The 21695-nt window shown below is 64.0% G+C and carries 17 protein-coding genes and 4 pseudogenes; 15 read left to right on the top strand and 6 right to left on the bottom strand.

Annotated elements, in window-relative coordinates:
- Positions 1-51 precede the first annotated feature (51 nt).
- Complete coding sequence (locus AC1D2O_RS32395) at positions 52-846, bottom strand: SDR family oxidoreductase (RefSeq protein WP_478092229.1); 795 nt, start codon at positions 844-846, stop codon at positions 52-54.
- Between the two features lie 342 nt (positions 847-1188).
- Between AC1D2O_RS32395 and AC1D2O_RS32390 the strand changes: the two genes are divergently transcribed.
- From AC1D2O_RS32390 to AC1D2O_RS32360, 7 genes and pseudogenes are all read left to right on the top strand, one after another.
- Positions 1189-1620, top strand: coding sequence for a MarR family winged helix-turn-helix transcriptional regulator (locus AC1D2O_RS32390; RefSeq protein WP_478092231.1), 432 nt, complete (start codon positions 1189-1191; stop codon positions 1618-1620).
- A 96-nt stretch (positions 1621-1716) separates the two neighbouring features.
- Positions 1717-2475 (top strand): 2-amino-5-chloromuconate deaminase CnbZ, encoded by a 759-nt coding sequence (gene cnbZ, locus AC1D2O_RS32385; RefSeq protein WP_478158539.1) that lies wholly within the window; start codon positions 1717-1719, stop codon positions 2473-2475.
- Positions 2457-3524 (top strand): Bug family tripartite tricarboxylate transporter substrate binding protein, encoded by a 1068-nt coding sequence (locus tag AC1D2O_RS32380; protein ID WP_478158521.1) that lies wholly within the window; start codon positions 2457-2459, stop codon positions 3522-3524. The genes cnbZ and AC1D2O_RS32380 overlap by 19 nt, the downstream gene beginning before the upstream one ends.
- Positions 3525-4112: 588 nt before the next feature.
- Entirely contained in the window at positions 4113-5339 is a 1227-nt protein-coding gene (locus AC1D2O_RS32375) for an MFS transporter (protein ID WP_478158520.1), read from the top strand.
- Between the two features lie 162 nt (positions 5340-5501).
- Positions 5502-6107: pseudogene (locus AC1D2O_RS32370) on the top strand (IS91 family transposase); the annotation flags it as partial.
- Between the two features lie 511 nt (positions 6108-6618).
- Positions 6619-7260 carry a hypothetical protein gene (locus AC1D2O_RS32365; RefSeq protein ID WP_478094971.1) on the top strand — a complete coding sequence of 214 codons (642 nt, stop codon included), beginning with the start codon at positions 6619-6621 and terminating at the stop codon, positions 7258-7260.
- A 378-nt stretch (positions 7261-7638) separates the two neighbouring features.
- Positions 7639-7827 (top strand): annotated as a pseudogene (locus AC1D2O_RS32360) (Fic family protein); the annotation flags it as partial.
- Positions 7828-7994: 167 nt separating this feature from the next.
- Here AC1D2O_RS32360 and AC1D2O_RS32355 read toward each other — a convergent pair.
- Positions 7995-9064 (bottom strand): annotated as a pseudogene (locus AC1D2O_RS32355) (PDDEXK nuclease domain-containing protein).
- Between the two features lie 40 nt (positions 9065-9104).
- A complete protein-coding gene (locus tag AC1D2O_RS32350) occupies positions 9105-9443 on the bottom strand; it encodes a MerR family DNA-binding transcriptional regulator (RefSeq protein ID WP_478091405.1) in 339 nt (112 codons plus the stop codon).
- A gap of 515 nt (positions 9444-9958) precedes the next feature.
- Between AC1D2O_RS32350 and AC1D2O_RS32345 the strand changes: the two genes are divergently transcribed.
- Positions 9959-11719 carry a winged helix-turn-helix domain-containing tetratricopeptide repeat protein gene (locus AC1D2O_RS32345; protein ID WP_478091403.1) on the top strand — a complete coding sequence of 587 codons (1761 nt, stop codon included), beginning with the start codon at positions 9959-9961 and terminating at the stop codon, positions 11717-11719.
- 74 nt (positions 11720-11793) lie between these two features.
- Here the strand turns inward: AC1D2O_RS32345 and AC1D2O_RS32340 are convergent, their stop codons facing one another.
- Entirely contained in the window at positions 11794-15474 is a 3681-nt protein-coding gene (locus AC1D2O_RS32340) for an AAA family ATPase (protein ID WP_478158519.1), read from the bottom strand.
- Between the two features lie 265 nt (positions 15475-15739).
- Here AC1D2O_RS32340 and AC1D2O_RS32335 point away from each other — a divergent pair, with 265 nt between their 5' ends.
- From AC1D2O_RS32335 to AC1D2O_RS32325, 3 genes are all read left to right on the top strand, one after another.
- Positions 15740-15970: a hypothetical protein gene (locus AC1D2O_RS32335; RefSeq protein ID WP_478091400.1), complete on the top strand. Its 231-nt coding sequence runs from the start codon at positions 15740-15742 to the stop codon at positions 15968-15970.
- A 3-nt stretch (positions 15971-15973) separates the two neighbouring features.
- Positions 15974-16774, top strand: a complete 801-nt coding sequence (locus AC1D2O_RS32330) for a hypothetical protein (protein WP_478158518.1) — start codon at positions 15974-15976, stop codon at positions 16772-16774.
- 108 nt (positions 16775-16882) lie between these two features.
- Complete coding sequence (locus tag AC1D2O_RS32325; RefSeq protein WP_477650776.1) at positions 16883-17230, top strand: hypothetical protein; 348 nt, start codon at positions 16883-16885, stop codon at positions 17228-17230.
- Between the two features lie 185 nt (positions 17231-17415).
- Here the strand turns inward: AC1D2O_RS32325 and AC1D2O_RS32320 are convergent, their stop codons facing one another.
- On the bottom strand, positions 17416-17550 hold the full coding sequence (locus tag AC1D2O_RS32320; RefSeq protein ID WP_477650775.1) for a hypothetical protein: 135 nt from the start codon (positions 17548-17550) through the stop codon (positions 17416-17418).
- On the opposite strand from AC1D2O_RS32320, the gene AC1D2O_RS32315 reads away from it, so the two are divergent.
- A complete protein-coding gene (locus AC1D2O_RS32315; RefSeq protein WP_477650774.1) occupies positions 17543-17872 on the top strand; it encodes a Fic family protein in 330 nt (109 codons plus the stop codon). The two genes, AC1D2O_RS32320 and AC1D2O_RS32315, sit on opposite strands and share 8 nt — an antisense overlap.
- A gap of 152 nt (positions 17873-18024) precedes the next feature.
- Here AC1D2O_RS32315 and AC1D2O_RS32310 read toward each other — a convergent pair.
- Positions 18025-18395 (bottom strand): annotated as a pseudogene (locus tag AC1D2O_RS32310) (MerR family DNA-binding transcriptional regulator).
- A gap of 574 nt (positions 18396-18969) precedes the next feature.
- On the opposite strand from AC1D2O_RS32310, the gene AC1D2O_RS32305 reads away from it, so the two are divergent.
- The 3 genes from AC1D2O_RS32305 to AC1D2O_RS32295 form a co-directional block, all read left to right on the top strand.
- Positions 18970-19977 (top strand): SGNH/GDSL hydrolase family protein, encoded by a 1008-nt coding sequence (locus tag AC1D2O_RS32305; protein ID WP_477650614.1) that lies wholly within the window; start codon positions 18970-18972, stop codon positions 19975-19977.
- 835 nt (positions 19978-20812) lie between these two features.
- Positions 20813-21346 carry a hypothetical protein gene (locus AC1D2O_RS32300; protein WP_478158517.1) on the top strand — a complete coding sequence of 178 codons (534 nt, stop codon included), beginning with the start codon at positions 20813-20815 and terminating at the stop codon, positions 21344-21346.
- A gap of 157 nt (positions 21347-21503) precedes the next feature.
- Positions 21504-21695, top strand: a 192-nt coding sequence (locus AC1D2O_RS32295; RefSeq protein ID WP_478158516.1) for a transposase, incomplete at its 3' end; no start/stop codon positions are given.

Here is a 21695-nt window from a genome sequence, read left to right as displayed (position 1 = left end):
CCCGCGTCCGACCGCCACGGGGATTGCGGCGACCCTGTCCTCGGCTTCCCCTCAGTACGCGCGGGTGAATCCGCCGTCGTGCAGCAAGTTCGCGCCGGTCATGTGATCCGAGAATGCACCGAGCAGTTGCTCAACGACCACGGCAACTTCTTCCGGCCTGCCGTATTTGGCCAGCGGAATGTTCGAGGTCTCGTCGGCCAGGCGCTCAGCGAGGCTGACGCCCGCCCGATCGGCGCGCCGTTGCACCGAGGCTGTGTAGTCGGGCGTCAGCGTGCCGCCGAGTGACAAGGTGTTGATGTGGATGCCACGCTCGCCCAAGGCGAACGCGAGCGTCTTGGCCTCGGCCAGCCAGGCACAGCGCAGAACGTTGCTCGTCGCATAGTTCCCGAGAGCTTGCACCGACGTGACGGCCGAGATGATCACTACCTTGACGCGCTGGCCCTGGGCCGGCTCGGGTTTCATCGCAGGGATAACCGCCTTCAGAAGCCCCAAGGGGCCGATGAAGCTGCGCTGGAACAGCGTGCGCCAGGTGTCGTTGGGCGGCAGGCAATCGTTCGTCGGAGTCATCTGCGGCGGCATCAATACAACGCCATCGAGCACGATACCCTGGTCGACGAGCCGCTCACCGAAGGCGGCGACGGCGACGTCGTCACCCATCTCCACTGGGATGGCTTCGTAGCGGCCTGGGCGAACCGACCTCAGCTCATCGCAAAGCGCAAGCAGCCTGCCTTCATCGCGAGCCGCAAGCACCAGCGCACGCCCCGATTGCGCCAGCCGGGCGCAGACGGCGCGTCCGATACCGCCGCTCGCGCCCGTAACAAGAACGGATCGGCTGTCATTGCTCATGGACGCGCTCCTTGGCACGGCGATCACCGCGGGTTGCAAGCTGCGCATTGTGCGCTCGCGGACCTCGCCCGGCACCGGTTGACTCGCAACTGTTGTCGTGCCCTCTTGCAACGGCCACGGACCTGGTGCCGCAACTCGATGAAACCTCGCGCCGCCGTCAAGTGTGGCGCGGCCAGCCAATCGGCGTAGCCGGCCGGCGGCCGAGTGAGGGGGGCGGGGCGATCGGTCATCGGCCGTGGTGCGCTTCAAGCACAATCGCCCACGCCGCGGAAGGGTTCCTTCCTTGACATCATTTGCTGCACGTAGGCACGCGGCAAGCTTTCAACCTGACGGCACTCCGCAATGGCGAATTCAAACTTCAAGCTGCTGAATCATTTGCCCCATCTCCTGCGCCGGGCACATTTCGAAGCGGACGCTCTGTTTCCGCAGATTTACGGCACCGCACTGACTTCACGCCAACTTGCGTTGCTGGTCGCAGTCGACCAGCGCCCCGGCGCATCGCAGAGTGAAGTGGCACAGGACATCGGATTGGACCTGAACACCTGCAGCGATCTGGTGCAGCGAACCGTGTCAAAGGGCTTGCTTCACCGCGAGCGATCGAGCGTCGATGCGCGCAGCTTCTGCCTCTCCCTCACAGACGAAGGCCAGCAGGCGCTGCTGAACTCCACGGCCAAGGCGATCGAATACCGCGATGCCCTTGCGAGTCGGCTCAGCGCGTCCGAGCGAAACCAGCTCATAGCGCTGTTGCGCAAGATGCTGGGATTCGGCGGATAGCCCGCCGGCTGAATCGCGCTAGGGTTATCCCTATATGCACTGTGGGGGTCCAGCCATTTAATACTACGAATACGTAGTTAATAAGTGTTGAAACTCATGATCCAGACCATCGCGTTTCCGGCCGGCAACTACCACTACCTCGCCGGCGGCTTCCAGTATTCGGCGGCGGTGATCGCTGATGACGGGCACCTCATCGAGCGCGCGCGGTTTCGGCGGCCGGTGGCGCTGGCCGAGGGCTTCGCCCGCATCCGGTCCCACCTGACCTCTCTGGGGCGCCCGCTGACGGCGCTGTGCGCCTGCGAGCTGCGCTCGCCTGCACCGATGGACGAGCCGAGATTCATCGCCTTCAACCGTGCCTACGTCGGACCGCTGGCCGAGTGGGGGCTCTTCAAGGACGACATCAATCCCGTGGCGCGATGCAATCTGGTGCCAGCCGTCGATGCTCCGCGCGAGCCCAGCTTCCATGCATTCAGCTACACGCTGCGTGCACCGGCGTCAGCCAGGACACGGGACTTCGTGACCTCCGGAGCCGCCGAGTGCCCGGACCGCCCCGGCTACCGCGACAACATTGTTCGCCTCGGCGAGACCTCGGCGGAGGCGCTGATCGACAAGCTGCGCTTCGCCATCGGCGACCTCGAGTCGCGCTTCGCGCTGATGGGCGTCGACTGGGCCGACGTGGCCGACACACGCCTCTACACCGTTCACGACCTGCACCACGCCATGCAGTGTGAACTCGCCGAGCGCGGCGCTCTGGCCGGCGGACTGGGCTGGCACTGGGTGCGTCCACCCATCAAGGAACTCGAGATCGAAATCGACGCGCGCAGCGTCTCGCGCGAATGTTTGCTGGCGGCCTAGCTCTTGCGAAGTTTGCCACCCGCTCAGGCACCCGCCCTTCCATTCCCCATCAGGAGTATTCGATGAAAGTCTTCAACCTCATTCGACGTCAGATCCTCGGCCTCACCGCTCTCGCCATCGCTGCCGCCACTTCTCCTGCCTGGGCGGCAGACCCGTTTCCCACCGGGCCGATCCGCATCCTGGTGGGCTTTCCGGCCGGCGGCACCATCGACGTCGTGGCGCGCCAGGTGGCGGAGCAGATGCGCGAAGAACTGGGCGTGCCGGTGACGGTGGAGAACCAGACCGGCGCCGGCGGCCAACTCGCAGCCCAGGCGCTCAAGCGTGCTGCGCCCGATGGCCGCACGCTGATGATCGCGCCCGACCACACGGCGGTGATCATCCCGCTGACGCTCGCCCATCCAGGCTTCAATGTCGCAAACGACTTCGCGCCGATCGGGCTGGTCGCCAACTACGCAGGTGCTCTGGCGGTAAGCCAGGCCAGCGGCATCAAGGACCTGCCGGGCCTTCTGGCCGCGGCGAAGGCCGATCCCAAGGCGGGAAACATCGGCGTCTCGGCCGCCGGCAGCAAGCCGCAGTTCCAGATAGATGCGCTCGCCAAGCGTCAGGGTGTGCCGCTGGCCACAGTGCCATTTCGCGGCTCGGTGCCGATGGTGCAGGACCTCGCGGGCGGACACCTGACTGCAGGCATCACGGCGCTCGGCGACTTCCTGGAGTTCGATCGCGCCGGCAAGCTCAAAGTCATCGCGATGGTCGGACAGCGGCGCTCATCCATCCTCCCTGATGTGCCCACGGCCGCTGAACTGGGCTATCCGATGCAGGTCGACTTCTGGGTTGGCATGTTCGCGCCGGCCGGCACCCCCAAAGCTGCAGTCGAACACCTCAACCAAGTGCTCGGCAAGGCGCTTGCCGCTCCCAAGGTGCAGCAGCGCATGGCCGGCCTTGTGTTCGAGCCCAAGGCTTCGACCCCGGCTCAGTTGAGCGAACGCATTGCCGCCGAGACAAAACTATGGGAGCCGATCGTCGCGGCCTCGGGTTGGTCCAAGCAATAGAGCCATCCCAAGTGGATCGTCCGGTCGAGCTGTAGCCAACCTCCGGGGAAAGAAATCAGCTGAAACGCTGCGCGCCTGGAGCGCCCCGGCCGGCGCTGTGTCTGTCACTGGCTCAGTCGCGCGGCAACCACGTGTGAATCACCCCGTTGAAGTGATCCCCGTTCACGACAAAACTTGACCTGGAATCGCATGGTCCGGTGATGATGAAGCCACACAGGCAAATTTGCTGTCCACCGGGAGTCGACGCACCGGATGGCTGCGCACAGAGGCGCAGCCTGCCGACTGGAAAATCAAGCATGCTCCTTCTGTCCGCGCCCTCGCAAACATAGGCAACCGGCGTCGAAGCGAAGATGCTGCCGATGAATCCGCACTGCCGGCACAGCAGGCGCTACGGGTGGAGCATGTCCCATTTGGCTACTTTCGGTGCTACGGTGCTTGCGATAGGCTCTCGCTCGAAGGGAACGGCTCCCGTAAGAATGCCCTCCGGCGGTCAACAAATAGCGAGGAACCGCCATGCATAACATCAAGAACGCCCTGGGTGCTGCCCAAGAGTCCCACTGATCCACACAATCGGGTTAGAGCACGACGATGAATTCGAACGGGCCAGAGGAGGAGGGTGCCGGTCGCTGGCAAATGTTGGCGCTGCTCGCACTGACTCTGGTTTTGTCGATGACAACGTGGTTCTCGGCCTCCGCGGTGATCCCCCAACTGCGGCAAGAGTGGGCGCTTTCCGCCAACGCCGCCGCATGGCTGACCATCGCCGTTCAACTCGGCTTCGTATGCGGCGCGCTGGTCTCGAGCTTCCTGAATCTCTCCGACATCGTCCCGCCGAAGCATGTAGTCCTTGGCGGATCGATCGGTGCTGCCACCGCGAACGGGCTCTTGGAGCTCGCTGGCGCAGGCGACATCGGAATCGCGCTTCGCTTCGCAACAGGTTTCTTCCTGGCGGGCGTGTATCCCCCAGCCCTCAAGCTGATGGCCACATGGTTCCGGAGAGGCCGCGGAGTCGCGCTCGGCATCCTCGTTGGTGCGATTGTCTTGGGACAAGCGACGCCTCATCTTATCAATGGGCTCGGTGGGCTGGATTGGCGCTTTGTGATCTACATGACCTCCGCTTTGACGCTGATTGGTGGTTTGATTGCAGAGTTCGCAGTGAAGGAAGGTCCCTCTCCTTTCCCGACGGCGACATTCGATCCCAAGCAGGTGTGGCGCGTATTTGCCAACCGCGGCGTCCGGCTGGCTTCCTTCGGTTACTTTGGCCACATGTGGGAGCTGTTTGCCATGTATGCGTGGTTCATGCCGTTCTTCTCCGAGGCGCTGGTAGCTCGAGGGAAGACTGTGGGCTCGGCTGCCGCCTTCGCGACATTCGCGGTCATTGCCGTTGGGGCATTGGGCTGTTGGGTAGGCGGTATCCTGGGAGATCGCTGGGGCAGGACCAGAACGACCGCGCTGATGATGGCTGTATCCGGGAGCTGCTGCATTCTGATCGGGTTGCTGTTCGGCTCATCCCCGTGGCTGCTGCTCATCGTCGGCTTGGTGTGGGGCTTTACCGTCGTGGCCGACTCTGCGCAGTTTTCGGCGATGGTCACCGAGCTTGCCGATCAATCTTATGTAGGAACAGCGTTGACACTGCAGCTTGCCGTTGGGTTCATCCTCACGATCGTGACGATCTGGCTGATCCCATTGATCGCAGATGCCTTTGGATGGCGGTGGGTGTTTGCGTTTCTGGCCCCAGGTCCAGCTCTCGGCGTGCTGGCGATGCTTCGGCTTAAGTCCTTGCCGGAATCGGCTCGTCTCGCCGGAGGTATCGGCTAGTTGCCTGCCGGCGCGCATGAGAAGCTTGTGATGCGGCGATCGCTCATCAATGCGAGCGTTGAATGACCGCGGAGAAGGTCGCCAGCACCCCCCATCAAATCCGCCCAGTGCGCCGGGTGGGCGGCACGTCTTGGATCTCCTGGTTTCACTTGGTATCGCGACAACAAGGCCACGATCTATTCCTTGCTGTTCGACATGGCCGCCGAGACCTTGGCGACCATCGCGGCTGACTCGAAGCATCTTGGCGCAAGCATCGGCGCTACCCTGGTCCTGCACACGTGGGGATCGGCGCTGACGCATCACCCGCATGTGCATGGGATTGTTCCGGGCGGCGGAGTAGCGCCCGACGGCGAACGCTGGATCGCCTGTCGGCCGGGGTTCTTCTTGCCGGTGCGTGTGCTGTCGCGCCTGTTCCGGCGGCGCTTCCTTGAAGAACTCCAGGACGCACACCGAGCCGGTCGGCTGCAATTCTTCGGCGAGTACGCCGCACTGGTCAACGCGAAGGCGTTCGCCGAGTGGCTCGCACCGCTGCGCAAGTGCGAATGGGTGGTCTACGCCAAGCGACCCTTCGCCGGCCCCGAGGCGGTGCTGGCCTATCTCTCGCACTACACGCACAGGGTCGCAATCTCCAACAGCCGGCTGATCTCTCTTGACGATCGCCGCGTCACCTTCCGTTGGAAGGACTGCCGGGCCAAGGGCCGCACACGCTCGAAGACGATGACGCTCGATGCCGATGAATTCATGCGGCGCTTCCTGCTGCATGTGCTGGGCCGCAGTGTGGGCAGGAGAAGGTTGCCCGCTTCATGCACTCCAGGTGATCGTCGTTGCGGCCCAGCATGTAGGCCGCGACGGCCAGATGCGCCAAATCCTGCGGGTCGAGGGGACACGTCCGATCAGCCCTCACGAACGCGCGGTAGGCGCGCGCCCACGCCCGACGCGCCATGGCTTCGCGGCCCTGTTCAATTGCGTTGGCTACGGTCATCACCTTCAGAGAGCGTGATCTCCGGTAAGGATATAAGCGGTCAGCGGCGCACCAAAACGCCGCTAGATCGGCGGGAGGCCGATCATCTTGCCATTGCGTCGGAAGCGCGTAGCATATCGGCCGCATCTCGCAGTGAAGTTCCTTCCCGCCGCGCTAGGTCCACTTCCATCACGGAACCCGCCTTGCCGAATGGGTCGAATGTCACTTCACTGTCAGTGAGCTTGACCGACGTCAGGCGGCCGCGTCGGTTCGAGGCAAATGGCCTCGGCCGCTCATGCCGAACCCGAAGGAGATGACATGGTCACCTACGTTGGTTTAATGAGTTCCACCGAAGAGGGCATGCAAACGGTCAAGGAAACGACCAAGCGCGCCATCGGTAAAAGTACAGGCGTTTGCCGCAGTGCCGTCGTGGCTGGTGTCCTCGCTTTCAGCGGCGGAAATTTCGCGTTCGCCCTCGACACCTGCCTTTCGGGCTACGAGGTGTCGGCCGGCAGCGACGTGTTCGGTGTGACCCAAGGCGTGACCTTCGCCGGGATCGACAACCTTCCCTATCTGGACGGTGGCCCGAACCCTGCCGCATGTGATCGCTGGACCACGAGCGGCAACGGCGGTAGCTGGACCGCGAAGATTGACCGCGTCGGCGTTGCCGGGATCGGAGGCAGCGGGGTCACGGTCGTCGGCGGGCGCTGGTACCGGATCGACCGAGACAACCACGTGAATTTCGGACGGGTCGAGGGGGGCTACGTGACGTGGCCGCCCGCTCTCGATCAGGAAATCCTCGGCTCCGGCTGCGGTGCAGGCGTGGCGCAGTTCACGCTGACAGTGCGAGGCCTGTTTACTCCTGGCACATTCGTTGGCTGCCTCGACGACACCCACCTCGACCCGACGAAGCAACCGTTCATTTTTCCGCCCCGCATTTGGGGAACACTCCGCCTGTGAACTGACCGCCGGCCCGGCGACGGTCAGCCATGTGCAGTCATGAGGGCAGGCGCAGCGGCTAGCAGCCGCCCTGGTGGGGTCTGTGCCGCAATCGCACGTGGATTGGGCTCAGTAGGCTCCGGCGCTGCCCCTTACGCCATCGGCAGCCATCTCGCCGCCTTGGTGGGGCCCCCGCATCGTTACTGACCGATCTTGCGGCGAGACCCCCCAAGTGGTCGGCAACGACAAGGTTGCCTTGTGCATCGAGCAGCACGGCGGCCGGCTGATTGAACGTGGCGGTACTGGCACGCCGCCCCCGCTGTTCGAGACCGACGACGATCGCACGGCTTTCGTCATCCGGCTGCCGGTGCACGCAGGCGCGCGGCCAGGGAAGTCACCATGGAAGTCACCACGGAAGTACGCCGGGTCGTCGCGGCCATGAATCGTGAGCTGTCACGCCAGGAACTTCAGCGCCTGCTGAGGCTGGCGAATGCCGAGCATTTCCGAAAGGCCTATCTGTTGCCGGCGCTGGCCAGCGGCGTGCTGGAAAGGACGCTTCCGGAGGCACCGCGCAGCAGCAAGCTGCGCTACCGTCTCACCGCGGCTGGCCAGCGGGTCAAGGAGCTGCTCAAGGCGCAGGTGGACGCGAAGTCACCGGGGCGGTGCGCCGGTAGTCGGGCTCCGGCCGGCCGAAGCGCCACGGCCGCTCTTCAATTCGAACGTGAGCGATTCGCGTGCGAGCAGGCGGAGCGAAGTCATTGGCTGTCGGCCTCCGCGTCGGTCCCGGGCGCCGGCAGGCCTGCCAGCTCACGCTCGATCTGCTCGATGCTGGGCAGGCTGGTCTGCAGTTCAGCCGGCAACGCTTCGATCAACTGGTATTCGGCAATGCCCATCGGCTTGGCGCTGTCGCGCAGCGCATATTCCGCCACCACCTTGTTCTTGCTTTTGCACAACAGCAGGCCGATGGTGGGCGCATCGGCGGGCGTTTTCATCTGTGTGTCCACGGCGCTGAGATAGAAACCCAACTGCCCCACATGCTCCGGCTTGAACGGCCCGGCCTTCAGCTCGATCACCACGTAGCAGCGTAGCTTGAGGTGATAGAACAGAAGGTCGATGAAGAAATCGTCACCGCCCACTTCCAGCGGCACCTGCTTGCCGACGAAGGCAAAGCCGGCACCCAGCTCCAGCAGGAAGCGCGAGATGTGCTGCACAAGGGCAGACTCGATCGCGCGCTCGTCGGCTTCCCGATTTACGCCAAGAAATCGAACAGGTAGGGGTCTTTGAGCGTCTGATGGGCGAGGTCTGCGCCGGGTGCCGGCAGGCGAAGCTCGAAGTTCGTGACCGCCTGCCCTTCGCGCTCCAGCAGGCGGGTTTCGATGTGGATGTTCAGCATGCTGCGCGACCAGCCGTGTTCGATGGCGCGCTGCGCGTAGCCGATGCGCTGCTCACGGTCTTTCAGCTGACTGAGCAGCACCAGGTTGTGGCCCCAGGGCAAATGTCCAACAAGCTGTTGGACATCTGCGCTGTCCGGCCAAGCCTCGGCAAAAGCCCGCATGTACATCAGGTTGGCGCGCGAAAAGCCCTTTATGTCCGGAAAGGCCGTGCGCAGATCGTGCGCCAGCCGCTCGATCACCTTGGCGCCCCAGCCCTCGCGCGCCTGCCGCTCCAGGATGTCGCGGCCGATCTGCCAATACAGCCACACCAGCTCGCGATTGACGGCCAGCGCCGCGCGCTGCTGGGCGCTGTGGATGCGGGTCTTGAGCTCGGCCAGCCAATCGGCGTAGCCGGCCGGCGGGCGGATGAGGGAGGCGGGGCGTTCGGTCATGGCATGGCAGCCTACAACAGTCGCGCCACGCGGACGCGAACTAGTCCCCCGGCGCCTTCGGAACCCTCTTCCTCCCCACCCCCACACCCCCAGCCCCCGCAGCCCGCACGATGCGCCGGAATGTGGGGCATTCCATGTGGCTAGGCGCGGGGCAGGCAGCGGCGTGCCGCAGGCCGTCGCGCATGGCGCTCAGCTTGCGGATCGTCCGGTCGAGTTCGTCCGCTTTGGCCGCCAGCCGTTCCACCACACCGGGATCGAACAGGCGGCGCAGCCCGCGCCTGCCGGTAGAGGCGATCAGCCCCTTTTCGTCATAGAACCGCAGCGTCGATGCCGGAACGCCGGATTGCTGCGCCACCTCGGCGATGTCCAGATGTCTCACCCTCTTGACCTCAAGTCGACTTGAAGTTGCACAGTCTAGCTTCCTGCAGGATGGTCGGTGACGCGGAAGAACGCGACGTCGGCGACCCCTTGAACCCACCTGCCTTCGAGCCAGACAAGTCCGCCGGGCAGCTTCGACTCCTTGAAAAGACAAGATTCCGGGACGGGAGATCGAAGTCGATGGGAGGATCGGTGAGCAGCGCAGGAATACGAAGAGCAAGCGACCGCCCGGGCAAATCGCGGACCGAAGGCGGCGCATGCGCGGGGTCGTCGGAGATGGAAGGGACCGCCACCACGCACAAGAGCGTGCGGATCAGGCATCGGCCGATCGTCGCGGCCGTGCCGGCACGCGCCTTGGTGGTGCGCCCTGCAAGGCGCTTGGCAGCACCGGGGCGGGGCTTGTTTTGAATGCACACGAAACCCCCCCATCTTGGTATGTAAAGATCAAAATGCGGCTTGGTGGCCGGTATGCCGACGCTAGTGCTGGCGGGCACGCGGCGCCCGAGGGGTGGCCGAATGAACGACGAACGATCGACGATCAATCACCGAATCGGCGACGGGCTCCCGATGGGTGCGCCAGACGCCGTCGGCGACGGCATCGCGGCCTTTGCCGGCTTCGAGTTCGATTCGCGGCGCGACGAACTGCGCAAGGATGGCGTCCCTATCTCGATGCGACCCAAGCCGCGCGCCTTGCTGCGCCATCTGCTCGACCATCCGGGCCGGCTGCTCGGAAAGGAAGAATTGATCAGGGCCCTGTGGGGGTCGGTGGTTGTCGGCGACGACTCGTTGGTTCAATGCGTGGGCGAGCTGCGTGCGGCGTTGGGAGATCGGGGCGTGTTGATCAAGACGCTGCCGCGCCGCGGCTACATGCTCGACACGACGGTCGAAAGACTGGCCACCCGACCTCAGGAATTGCCACAAGCCGAGCCGGCGATGGATGGACCGAAACGCACACGTCGGATTCCGGACCGGCGCTGGTGGCTGGTACCGTTCATGTGCGCGTTGCTTTTGGGCGTCGCTGGTGCCGTCTGGAAGATCCGCCAGCCCACGCCGTTCCGCATCGACGACGAGCTGACTGCGCGTCATGCCGTTGCGGTGTTGCCGCTGGCCGATGCCGACGCGCCTGGCGGCACTTCCGTGCTCGGGAATGCCCTGGCTGACGATATCAGCGCGCAGATCTCGCTGCGACATGGAACGCGTGTGATCGGCCCGGCGTCGACCGCGCGCTACAACGCGGCAGCGCCCGACATTGCGCACATCGGGCGCGAACTGGGCGTGCGCTACGTCATTGGCGGTCGCGTGACGCGCGACGGCGGCGCCATCCTCATCGATTCGACCTTGACCTCGGTCGAGACCGGCGAGGTGATCCGATTGAACCGTTCTACCTTCCCGACGGCTGCCGATGCCCAACATTCCAACCTGGACCAGCGGGTTGCCAGTGCCTTTCGCATGCAGTTTTTCGAAATCGACAAGGTGCGTGCCAGTCGGCCCGGTCACGTGGTCGATGCCGCCGATCTGACCAGTTTGGGTTGGCGCGACCTGAATCGCTTCGCGACGCGCGACGACGTGTTGCGGGCTCGCAGCCGCTTCGAGGCGGCGCTGAAAGTCGATCCCGATTCGGTGGTCGCCCTGCAAGGGGTGGGTTCCAGCTACCAGATCGAGATCGTCAGCTGCTTCAGCCGCGCCCCGCAGAGCCTGGTCGAACCTGGCAAGAAGGCGCTCAAGAGGGCGATGGAACTGCGTCCTGATGTGCCAGAAAACCTCCTGCCCTGGGGTAGCCTGCTCGGCCTGAGTGGACAGCCGGCCGAGGCGATGGCGATGTACAAAAAGGCATTGGAGATCAGTCCGAACTACGCCTTCGCCCACCTCTTCGTTGCGCGCCAGCTGATCTGGGAGGGCCGCTTTGCCGAAGCCCAGCAGGAAATCGACAAGGCCCGCGGGCTCAGTCCGGCGGACGCGCGCCTCTTGTATGCCGTCTATTCGCTGTCGGCGACCGCGAATTTCGTGCAAGGCAGGGACGACGAAGCCTACAGGTGGGCAATGAGGTGGGTTGCCGAATATCCGAATAGCGGGCAACCCTATGCGATGCTCGCCGCCATCGATGCGCTGCGCGGACATGACGCCGAGGCTGCCGCCCACATGGCCAAGCATCGCGAACTACTGCCAAACGACTCGATTGCCTATGTCGTGTTCCTCAGTCCCTCGACCGACCCTGTCTTCCTCGCGCAGCGCGCGCGGCTGATCGAGGGCCTCCGCAAGGCGGGATTGCCTGATTGATAAGTCCAGACTGTCGTAGGGAACTGAAAGACGCTGCCGTCGAACACCTTGATGGGCAGGCAGTGCCCCAAACCCTAGATCGGGGCACGCAACAGCTTCGCCGCTTCCACAAGATCCGGGGTGTCGAAGCCCTCGGTGAACCAGTCGTGAACTTTCGCGAGCATGCGCCGCGCCTGCGCTTGCTTGCCCTGCTGCCGCCACAACTTCGCCAGGCTCATGGCCGCCCGCAGTTCCAGCGTTTTCGTCCCTTGCCGACGGCTGATGGCGAGCGCCTGGCTGAAAGACGCTTCGGCGGCCGTCGTATCGGGCGGCGAAAGCGCCAGCAGGCACATGCCCTCGAGGCGATGACGTTCGGCCGCGAACTGGCAACTCCCCGTGCTTTGCTCATTGGCCTGCGCCTGCGCAAGCAAGCCGAGCGCATCGTCGTACTGCGCCAGGTGCATATGGACCTGGGCCAAGTCGGACAAACGCTGCGCCGAGTACGAAGGCGCCGCCGCGCTCAAGCGGGCCACGAGCGATTGGAGTTCGGAGAGGTCCTGCCGGCCTTCAAGCAGGATCTGGGCCCTGCCGTGCAACGCTTCGCCCGTCGCCATCCAGTGCGACATGCCATGTTGCCGCGTGAGGGCGATGGTCTCGGCAGACAAGCTCAGGGTCTCCGCGTGCTTGTTCAACCAGCGATGCAGCATGGTCGCGAAGAGCAGCGCCATCGCCAGGGTCTTCGGATGTTCCATCGCGCGTGCCCGCTCGAGCATCCGCTCGCACACCTCGAGCGCCTGATCCGCGAAACCGAGGAACAAGAGCGCCCACGACAAATGCCCGGCAAACGAGACGGACAGGTCCTCGCCGAACAGTTCCAGCATGAGGTGGTGCTGGTCCGGACAATGAAGTGCAATGGCCTTCGCGGCGTGCGTGCTCGAGGCTTCGAACTCACCCAGCCAGAAAGAGGCAACGGCGGCCACATAGTGCGCCGCCTGCTTTCCGATCGGGTCATCGCGCGCCAGGTCCAGCAACCGCAAGGCGGCTTGCGGCACGCCGCGGGGACCGACGGTCGCCACGGTGTTTCTCAAGCGCGTCCATTCCGCCAGAAACAGTTCCGGACTGTCCGCCACCAGCTCGCGCAAGGCAGACACTCGCGCGGTGACCCGGGTGGCATCCTCGGACCCGTAGCCACGCGTCGCGTGCAGCGCAGGGCAGAGGCCGACCAGGATCGAGAATTCGGTCTGATCCCTTTCCGGTGACGCGGGCAGCGTCATCAGCAATCGCAGCCCGCGATTGAAATGTGCGATCGCTTCCTGGTTGGCCGAGCCGGAGATCGCTCGTCGCCCTGCCTTGATCCAGTAGTCGATGGATTGCCGGATTTCTCCGGCGGAGGACAGGTGCTGCGCCAGGAGTTCCGGCCGGGCCGCGACGCTGTCGGGGAAACTGTCTTGCAGCACCTGCGCGATCCGCCGATGCGTCGCCTGCCGATCGGCCCGGGTCTGCGATTGATAGGCCGCTTCCTGGATCAACGCGTGCCTGAACTGGCAGGTCGCTTCGTCGACCTGCACGATCAGGCCGGCATCCTTCAACTGACGCAGGGATCTCGCCAGCACATCCGGACCCCACGGGGAGGCCTTGCCCAGCAGATCGACACCGAACTCGCGCCCGATCGTGGCGGCAATCTGCGCGGTGTACCTCGCGTCGCCCAATTGGTCCATGCGGGTCGCCAGCAGATCGTGCAAGGTGCCCGGGATGCTGGCCCAATCGACGCTGGTGGCCGTCTTCGCCAGCTCCTCCGCAAAGAGTGGCACGCCATCGGCGCGTTTCACGATGCGGCGCACAGTCGCTGCCGGAAGCTTGCCGCTGACCGAGCTGATCAGTTGCTCCATCTCGTGCTCGGCGAGGGGCGGGAGCGACAGCACGGAGGCCGCATGGGGCGCAACGAATCCGGGCCGTGCGGTGAAGATCGCGAGCAGGGCCCGCACTCCCTTTTGCTCGAAGAGTGCCGTCAGGAAATCCTGCGTGGAAGGGTCCGCCCAATGCAGGTCTTCCGCGATGAGCAAGATCGGCAGCCGAGCCGTCGGCCCCTTCAACATCGTGCGCAGGAGCTTGATCGTGAGTTCTTTCTGCTTTTGCAGCGAGAGACCCGTCGCCGGGTAGTCGGCGGGTTGCGGCAGCGAGTACAGCGAGGCCAGCAAGGGGACGGCTTCCCGAGCCAATGCGGGGTAGTTCCTTGCGACGTGGCGCGCCAGCTTGGCGGACTTCAGCTCCGGCGTGTCGCCGGGGGCAAAACCCAGGTTGGCCTCGAGCAGCACCAGCAGCGGATGAAACGGCGACCGGCTGTATTCCGGGAAGCAGCGCAGCTCGCGCACGGCGTGCGGCTGGCCCGCCAGCCGCTGCTTGAAGGCATGCACCAGGCGGGACTTGCCGGTGGCCGGCTCGCCCTGCAGCAGCACCGCGTGGCTCGCGCCCTGCGTGGCCTCGTCCCACCATCCCGCGAGCTGAGCGAGTTCGGCCTGCCGTCCGACCAGCGGCGTCAGCTGCGTGGCGGCATCCAGCCGTGTGCGGGCGCCACTTTCCTTGTCGACCCTGAACACAGTCACGGGCCGCGACGCGTCCGGCAGGGATCGGGCGCCCACGCTCGTGCAATCGAAATAGCCGGCCACGATGCTGTGCGTCTCCTGGCTGATCGCTGTCTCGTTGTACCCGACGCAACGGCGCAGCTGGATCGCGACCCCGGAGGTCTTGCCGACGATGTCCGGCAGGGAGGGGTCGCTGCCTGTAGTGATCAGCCCGGTATGCACGCCCGAGCGGATCTCGATGCCGCGAGCGGCTTCCCGCGTGACGGCCAAGGCGGCTCGCACGGCCCGCACGGCACTGTCCTCACGGGATTGCGGGTAGCCGAAATAGGCCAGCAATCCGCCGCCGTGCATCGGCACCAGATGCCCTGAAAGCTGCCGGATGATCTCGACACAGTGGTCCCGGGGTGCGAGCAGGAGTTCCATCGCGTCATCGGGGTCGTCGATGCCGGAGGGCGCCAGCTCGCAGAACAGCACGGTGACCTGTCGTCGCTCCGCGTTCGCCTGCGGGACGACAGGCGACGGCGCGGTCGGGATCCCTGGCGCGTCGCGCACGACTTCGGCATTGCGGATGCGCTCGGCCAGTTGCCGCGTCTCTTCGCCGGGGCTGGCGCCCAGCTCCTTCTTCAGCAGGCGGCAGCAGGCGTCGAACTGCGCCAGGGCTGCGCCGTTCTGGCCGTTCAAGGCGTACAGGCGCATCACCCTGCGGTGTGCGGCCTCGTCCCATGGCTCGAGGTCCGCATGGCGCAAGGCGAATTGCAGGGCCTTGCCATGGTCTGCGCCGGCCTCGTGGAAGTTTGCCAACTGCTCCAGCATGGCGAGCACCCGGCGGTGCAGGGCTTCACGCTGGACGAGCAGCCAGTCTTCGAAATCAGGGCAGTCCGGCAAGTAGAAGCCGGCCATGAATTCACCGCGATAGAGGTCGACGACGCGCTCGTCCGGCGAAAGCTGCGCCCGTCCGCTGAACGCAAGCGCGTCGACGTAGGCCTCCGGAACAAATCGGATGGCGCTCTTGCTGGCCGAGAACAAGTGTTTGCCTGTGGGCAACTCCAGCACGCGGCGCAAGTCCGACAAGGTCCGGCGCAGATTGCCGCGCGCCGTGACGGGGTCGTTGCCGCCCCAGAACATCTCGGCCAGAACCTCCCGCTTATGGTCCTGCTGCTGCTCCATCGCCAGGTAGGCGAGCAGCGCACGCATCTTGTCGTACGAAATCCCGGCAACAGGACGTCCGTCCAAGACGCACCTGAATCCGCCCAGCAACCCGAGTTGGAGGCCGTGATCGGGGGGTGGTTCGGGCGGGTTCAAGGTCGGCCGTGACTATATATCGGGGGGGCCAAACGTGCGAACGATTGGCGAACGGTGGCTCGGTACCGTCAAGGCATGCGCATCAAGACAATCGAGTCCGGTCGCGATCGGCATGTTCTTCGGTCAAAAGCTGCGCGGCCGCCCTGGGAGAAACGTCATGAAGTCAATCCGCGGAACTCACGCAGCGATGTGTGTCTGCATTGCGTTCGTCGCATCCGGGTGTCACGAGCTTGGCAGCCCATCGGTGGTGCTGCCGGCCAAAGCGGTGGGCCACCAGCTTGCGCAAGGGGAGCCCGGTGCCTACATCGGTGACGTCTTCTCGGAGGTCCAGAAGGCGCTCGCGGCCCTCCCCCGGAACGAGCCGGACCTCATGCCGTATGGAGAATGAGGCATGAACCGGCTGGGGGCCGCCCTGTTGCTGGCCGGCCTGATGGCCGTCGGCCCAGCCCGCGCCGATGGCGAGTGCCACTCGCTCAAGCAGGTCGTCAAGCAAAGCTCGGAAGCTGGCTATGCCCGCTTTCTGTATGCGAACGAGATCGCCAACGACGACAGCGCCTTCAAGGGGATCGCCACGCGCAGCGCAGGCGCGTCGCGCGTCCGCAAGGAGCTCGAACGGATGGTCGAGGTGTCGCTCGACGCCGGGACCTTCGCCGGGCAGGAAGTGGCCAGAGGCGCCATCCAATCCGGCGCGGAGGATCAGTACATCGCCCAGTCCCGGCTACGGCTGCATGCGGGCCTGACGCGCTACCGCGCGAACGCGGCCTGGCTCGTGCTGATGGTCAACCCATCGACCAGGAAGGGCATCGTGCTGGTGCGCCAATACGAATTTCCGCGTCACGGGCTCGCCGGGCTCATGAATGGCGCCGACCAGGTGTGCCTGCGAGTTCGGCTCGAGCAAGTGGCTCGATGGTCGGCCGAGCAGCCCGCGACGGCGGAGGCGCTGCTCGGCGGCCGCGAGCGGCCCGACTGCGGATTCGCCTCCGGTGCAGGCGTGAACTGCTCGGGTCTCTCCGGCCAGCTCGAGCTGGCTGCGTTGGAGGGCGAATCGGTGTTCGCGACGGCGAAGAGCCGATCGGTGCTGTGGGTCTACACGCTCAATCAGCGGACTGGAAAGGGCCGGGCGCTGCATGTGGACCCCAATGGCACGGCACTCGTCGACACCTGGCTCTTCAATGTCGACGCGCCGATGTGATGGGGTCTGCCCCACATGCTCGGGCTTGCGAACGATTGGCGAACGACCGCGCAGTAACTTCGGCCAGCTTCATCGAAGACCGAACCAACCCACAGGAAGGAACAAGCCATGAATTTTTCTCGCCATCATTCTGCCGGCCCAAGAAGGCTCTTGGCCGCTGCATTCCTTGGCTTCGTCGCTCTCGTCCACCAGCATGCGCTCGCTTTCGAATTCAACGATGGCAGCGTCTATTTTTGTCCGACGATGCAAACTGCGGCGGGAGGGGTTATGAATGGAATCATGTGCGATGCGGAGCATTGCTACAACAGCCGGTCGCCCCAACTCGGCACTGCACAACGGCTCTTTCTGGAATCCGCGAAAGAGAAGTGCCGCTATTTGTCGGATCAGGAAGTCAAGCTCTACTGGCCTGAATACGCGCCCACAACCGCGTCGGTTGCCCGACCCACCGCCGAATAGCAAGCCGGTCAAGGATTCGACCGGCTCATCGGTCTGGCGTACTTCGATTCAGACGAAACCCTGATTGAGCAGCAACAATTCTTCGGCCGCGTGGTCTCGGTGGACGAACGCCAGGGCATCACGCTCTCGCTCGAAGGACAGCGCGCGGCCACCAAATTGCGGTCCCAGGGCAGATGTCCAACAAGCTATTGGACGAAGTGGCCGACTTCTACGCCGAAGAAGGCTACGTGGTGCTCGTGCCCGAGCTGTTCTGGCGCCAGCAGCCCGCTGTCGAGCTCGGCTTCTGCCTGGGCGGCAAGCTGGCCTACACGCGTGGCCACGGAAGTCACCGGGGAAGTTGCAGGGGAAGTTCCCGGGGAAGTTGCTCGGCTGCTGCGTGCCATGACCGGCGACACGGCGCGCCAGCAGATGCAGGAAGCGCTGGGCTTGCGCCACGAGGATCATGTCCGGGCCACCTACGTGGGCCCCGCGCTGGAACAAACGTCGGGGGCTGCACTCTCGCGGGGGAGAGAAAAGGCATCAAGTTGTCCGAAAAATGACAGCAGATTTCGGACTCGATCGCGTGCTCATTGCCTAGTGGCGCAGGTACCGTGCGCAGATCCAGGTCAATTGGAGCGACAGCGTCGCACCTTTCGTCGCTAGGTCGGCATAGGCCAGGTGAACTGGCGGAAGCGAATCAGGTTGCTGCGGCTGAAGCCCTTGCCATGGGCGCGGGAGCCAAGCTTGGCGGGTGCCGAGTTCGCCATTGTGCCAATGACGTCGACAAGCGGCTTCACTGGACAACACGCCTGGAACTATTCCCCGGACGCCTTCGCAACCCTCTTCCTCCCCACCCCCACACCCCCAGCCCCCGCAGCCCGCACGATGCGCCGGAAGGTGGGGCATTCCATATGGCTCGGCGCCGGGCAGGCAGCGGCGTGCCGCAGGCCGTCGCGCATGGCGCTCAGTTTGCGGATCGTCCGGTCGAGCTCCTCCGCCTTGGCCGCGAGCATCTGGCGGTCGATGCGCGGCTGGCCCTCGGGCGCGAACATGCGCGCGATCTCGTCGAGCGGCGCAGCCCGCGCCGGCCGGTAGAGGCGATCAGCCCCTTTTCGTCATAGAACCGCAGCGTGGATGCGGGAACGCCGGATTGCTGCGCCACCTCGGCGATGTCCAGATGCCTCACCCTCTTGACCTCAAGTCGACTTGAAGTTGCAAAGTCGTCGAAGCGGTCTGGGCCGGGCCCGGGCAGCGGGTGCTCGATGTCGGCTGCGGTACAGGCAGCACAACGCTCGCTGTTGCAAGGTCTTTTCTGAACATCTCCCCAGGTCTTGAACCTTCCGTCGGGAGGACAAGTCTCAGTGGCCAATCGTGGGCAGGTATCTCACAACCCTAAACAGAAGCTGACGTTCGGCGCGTTTACAACAAATCTGTTCGGGTTGGGAGTCCTCGAGCCGAAGAGCGTGCACACCAACTCACCATCGTGAACAATGGCGGGGGCCGAATCCTGTAGGTGTGCATGGATAACGTGTGTCGAGTCAAGAATCGCCGGCATCCCTACCAAAGTGGTGAAGCCTGCGCGGCGCGAAACATAGGGTGACCTGCCGCCTCCCGCCGTGCCCTTCATAGCGAAAGGAAGCCGCGGCTGCCTGGACGATTGCGCTCGCGCGCACGTTTCACGGGCGGTCAATGGCCGGGCCGGCACGGGGTAACTACCCCGGACGCTACCAATCAATCCAAAGCTCATTTCGCGGAAGCGCATGTTCAAAATCTGGTTCCTCGTCCTCAACTTTCTGATTGCAGCCTGGGTCCTGATTGATGCCAAGGATCGGCATCGCGAAAGATGGGCTTGGTCGGTGGGGGTTTTCCTATTCACCATCGTGGCACTGCCTGCCTATCTCGCGCGCAGCCGACGCCGTCCGCTGGTCGCAGCAGTCGCTGGAATCGTCTACGGCACTGCAGTGTCGGCTGGCATTGCAGTGTTGGTTGGAATGCCGTACGCGAGATTCGAAACCGCAGTCAAGCAGTCGCCATTCATGAAAACCGGCTTGGATGGCTCGATGGAGATCTGGCCGCGTTCGGCAAGCGGCAGCGGTCGTTGGGCCAACGTGGAGATCGTCGCAGTCGGCACCTCGATCACTGCAGGTGCCGACGGGCGATTTCTCGATGGCTTCGTGGATCAGGCAGTGCGTTGGCACAAGGCGAAGTTCATCAACCACGCCGTGGGATCAAGCGGAATAGTGTGGGATGGCCTGCGGGAGCGCAGTCTTTCTGCGACGCGCAAAGAACTGATGGAAGCCGGGTTTGATCGTTCGCAGTCCTTCGAGACCAAATTGATCGGCCTCACGCCGGACCTGATCATCTTCGATCATGGGTACAACGACAGGGAATACCCCATCGGCAACATCGACGACGCAGACCCGGCGACTTTCTATGGTGCCTACAACCGAGTGGTCGAGTCAGTTCTGCTTGACCGACCAGGCACCACGATGTTGTTTCTGACCCCGCCCTCCCTTTACACCCCATACGCCGGAGGAGAGATCAATCAGAAGACGGCTGCCATCAGGCAAGCTATTCTCGCGATCGCCAGGAAGTACAGCAGCCTGGTCATGGACATGTCGACGCTAGCGGGCTTTGAGGGGGCGTCGTCTGATGCGCGGTCCTTTCCAGATGGCGTCCACCCGAACAGCGAAAGCCACCGACATATGGCGCTTCTGCTTTATCGATTCCTTGACGGCCTTCAAGTAGATCCCTTTGGCGACGACTGACGTCGCAAGGTGTACCCCGACGGTACTCCTGCGCCAAGGCGGGCGGACCATTGGGGTTCGAGCGTGTTTCTCTCTCCGTCAAGCAGTTGGTCGTGCGGAACGCCAGACTTCGGGCGGCAAGAGCCTGCCTCCAAATGAGACGGATTCGTGAAATAGTGCCAACAGTGTGAACCTTCAGCCGACTTGCGATTGACGTCAATCGGAATACCGTGAGGGCTTGGTTTCTCCAAGGGTAGGCATCAAGGACCAACCCCTTAAGGCCCGTTTCGTACGGGCCTTCTTTTGTCGTTCTGGCGCAGGCGCGCCGCGTTCGGACGGGGCAAGTCGCCCTGCGTCCGCCTAGACGAACAGATGAGGTCGTAAGGGTCGCCGAAATCAGCTGAGCGTCAGCCCCGCGGTGATGTTCTCCCGGACAGCCAACGGCTTAGAACGGCCACAACCCGTCGGTCACGACCGTCTGCTTCCGCTCGGCCCTCAAGCGTGAGGAATCGAACCAACTCTGATCCGCGCTGAGCCCGCAGCCTTTGGTTCCGACGGAGGTGCCTTCGGCAAAACGACCACCCCGCCGCGGTCAATGCAGATGAAATGCCCTGGCGTGACCGCGCCCTCGAAAGCCACCTCTCTCACTTCGCCTGGACCGCCGCGCACGGGCACATGGTCAAAGGCCAGCACCGCAATGCCGAGTCGCCCGCACGCATGCAAACTTTAGTTACATGTGAACTTTTCCCTAATTCATTGAAAAGAAAGCATTTCCCAGGGGAGGGTGTGGCTAGATGTAACACTAAAGTTGGAAATGCGTCTGGGCCGGCGCAACAACCACAGTAAGACGGACCCATTGGAGAAGAACCAGATGAAGTTACTCAAGATGGGCATGGCCTTGGTGTTGATAGCCACTGCCGGCGCCGCGAGCGCAACAGTGACCTTTAACCCCGATGCAGGGACGGGGTTTGTCGGCAAAGGCGACGTACAACTTGCTTTCGGCTGGAACAACGCTCAGTTGCAGACCAGGGCAGCGGGCTTGACCTTCTCATTTGTGGCGTCGGAGAGCTATACCGCGGTCTGCACCTGGACCACTGGGGAAGGAACTCGCGGGGAGCGGACTCACAACGTCGGGCACAACACGACCGTCGGTGTGTCGGGCGATGTTGCCTTTGACGCTCGGGCGCGGAATCAGATCACGGGGTTCAACTTGACGGGCTTCACTGGCACGCCGACGTCGGCAGGCAGTGTGCCGGTGGTTGGCGGCCCCTGCCCGGGTAACCCCGGGACGGACGGTGTATGGACGTCGGTGTCCCTGACCTCATCCAGCATAGCGCTCAACGCTGTCTACAGTGGTTTGGCAGTCAAGATCTGGCCGCCAGCTATCTGATCGTGAGGGGCTGGCTTGTGTCACACGCCGGCCCATCTTCCAATCCTCATGAAACAGCCATGTCGATGTGCCTCAAGTGGACTCCGAGGCTGATTGACCCTGCCCCGATTTCACGTACACCAAGAAGTTGGAAACTTGAGCTGTATGGAGAATCGAAATGCGAGATAGCAAGCTGCCGAAACGGCAGTACACGGATGAATTCAGGGTCGAGGCGACCAGACTGGCGGAATCGGTCGGCAGCCACGAGGCGGCACGCCGGCTGGGGGTGCCGGTGGCAACGGTGGGCAACTGGAAGCGGCGGCGAGCGACGACCGGCGTTCCGGCACCCGAGGCCGAGGCCATTGGAAGT

Source organism: Variovorax sp. P1_G12 (assembly GCF_056405555.1).
This window is presented reverse-complemented; position numbering and strand designations above follow the sequence as displayed.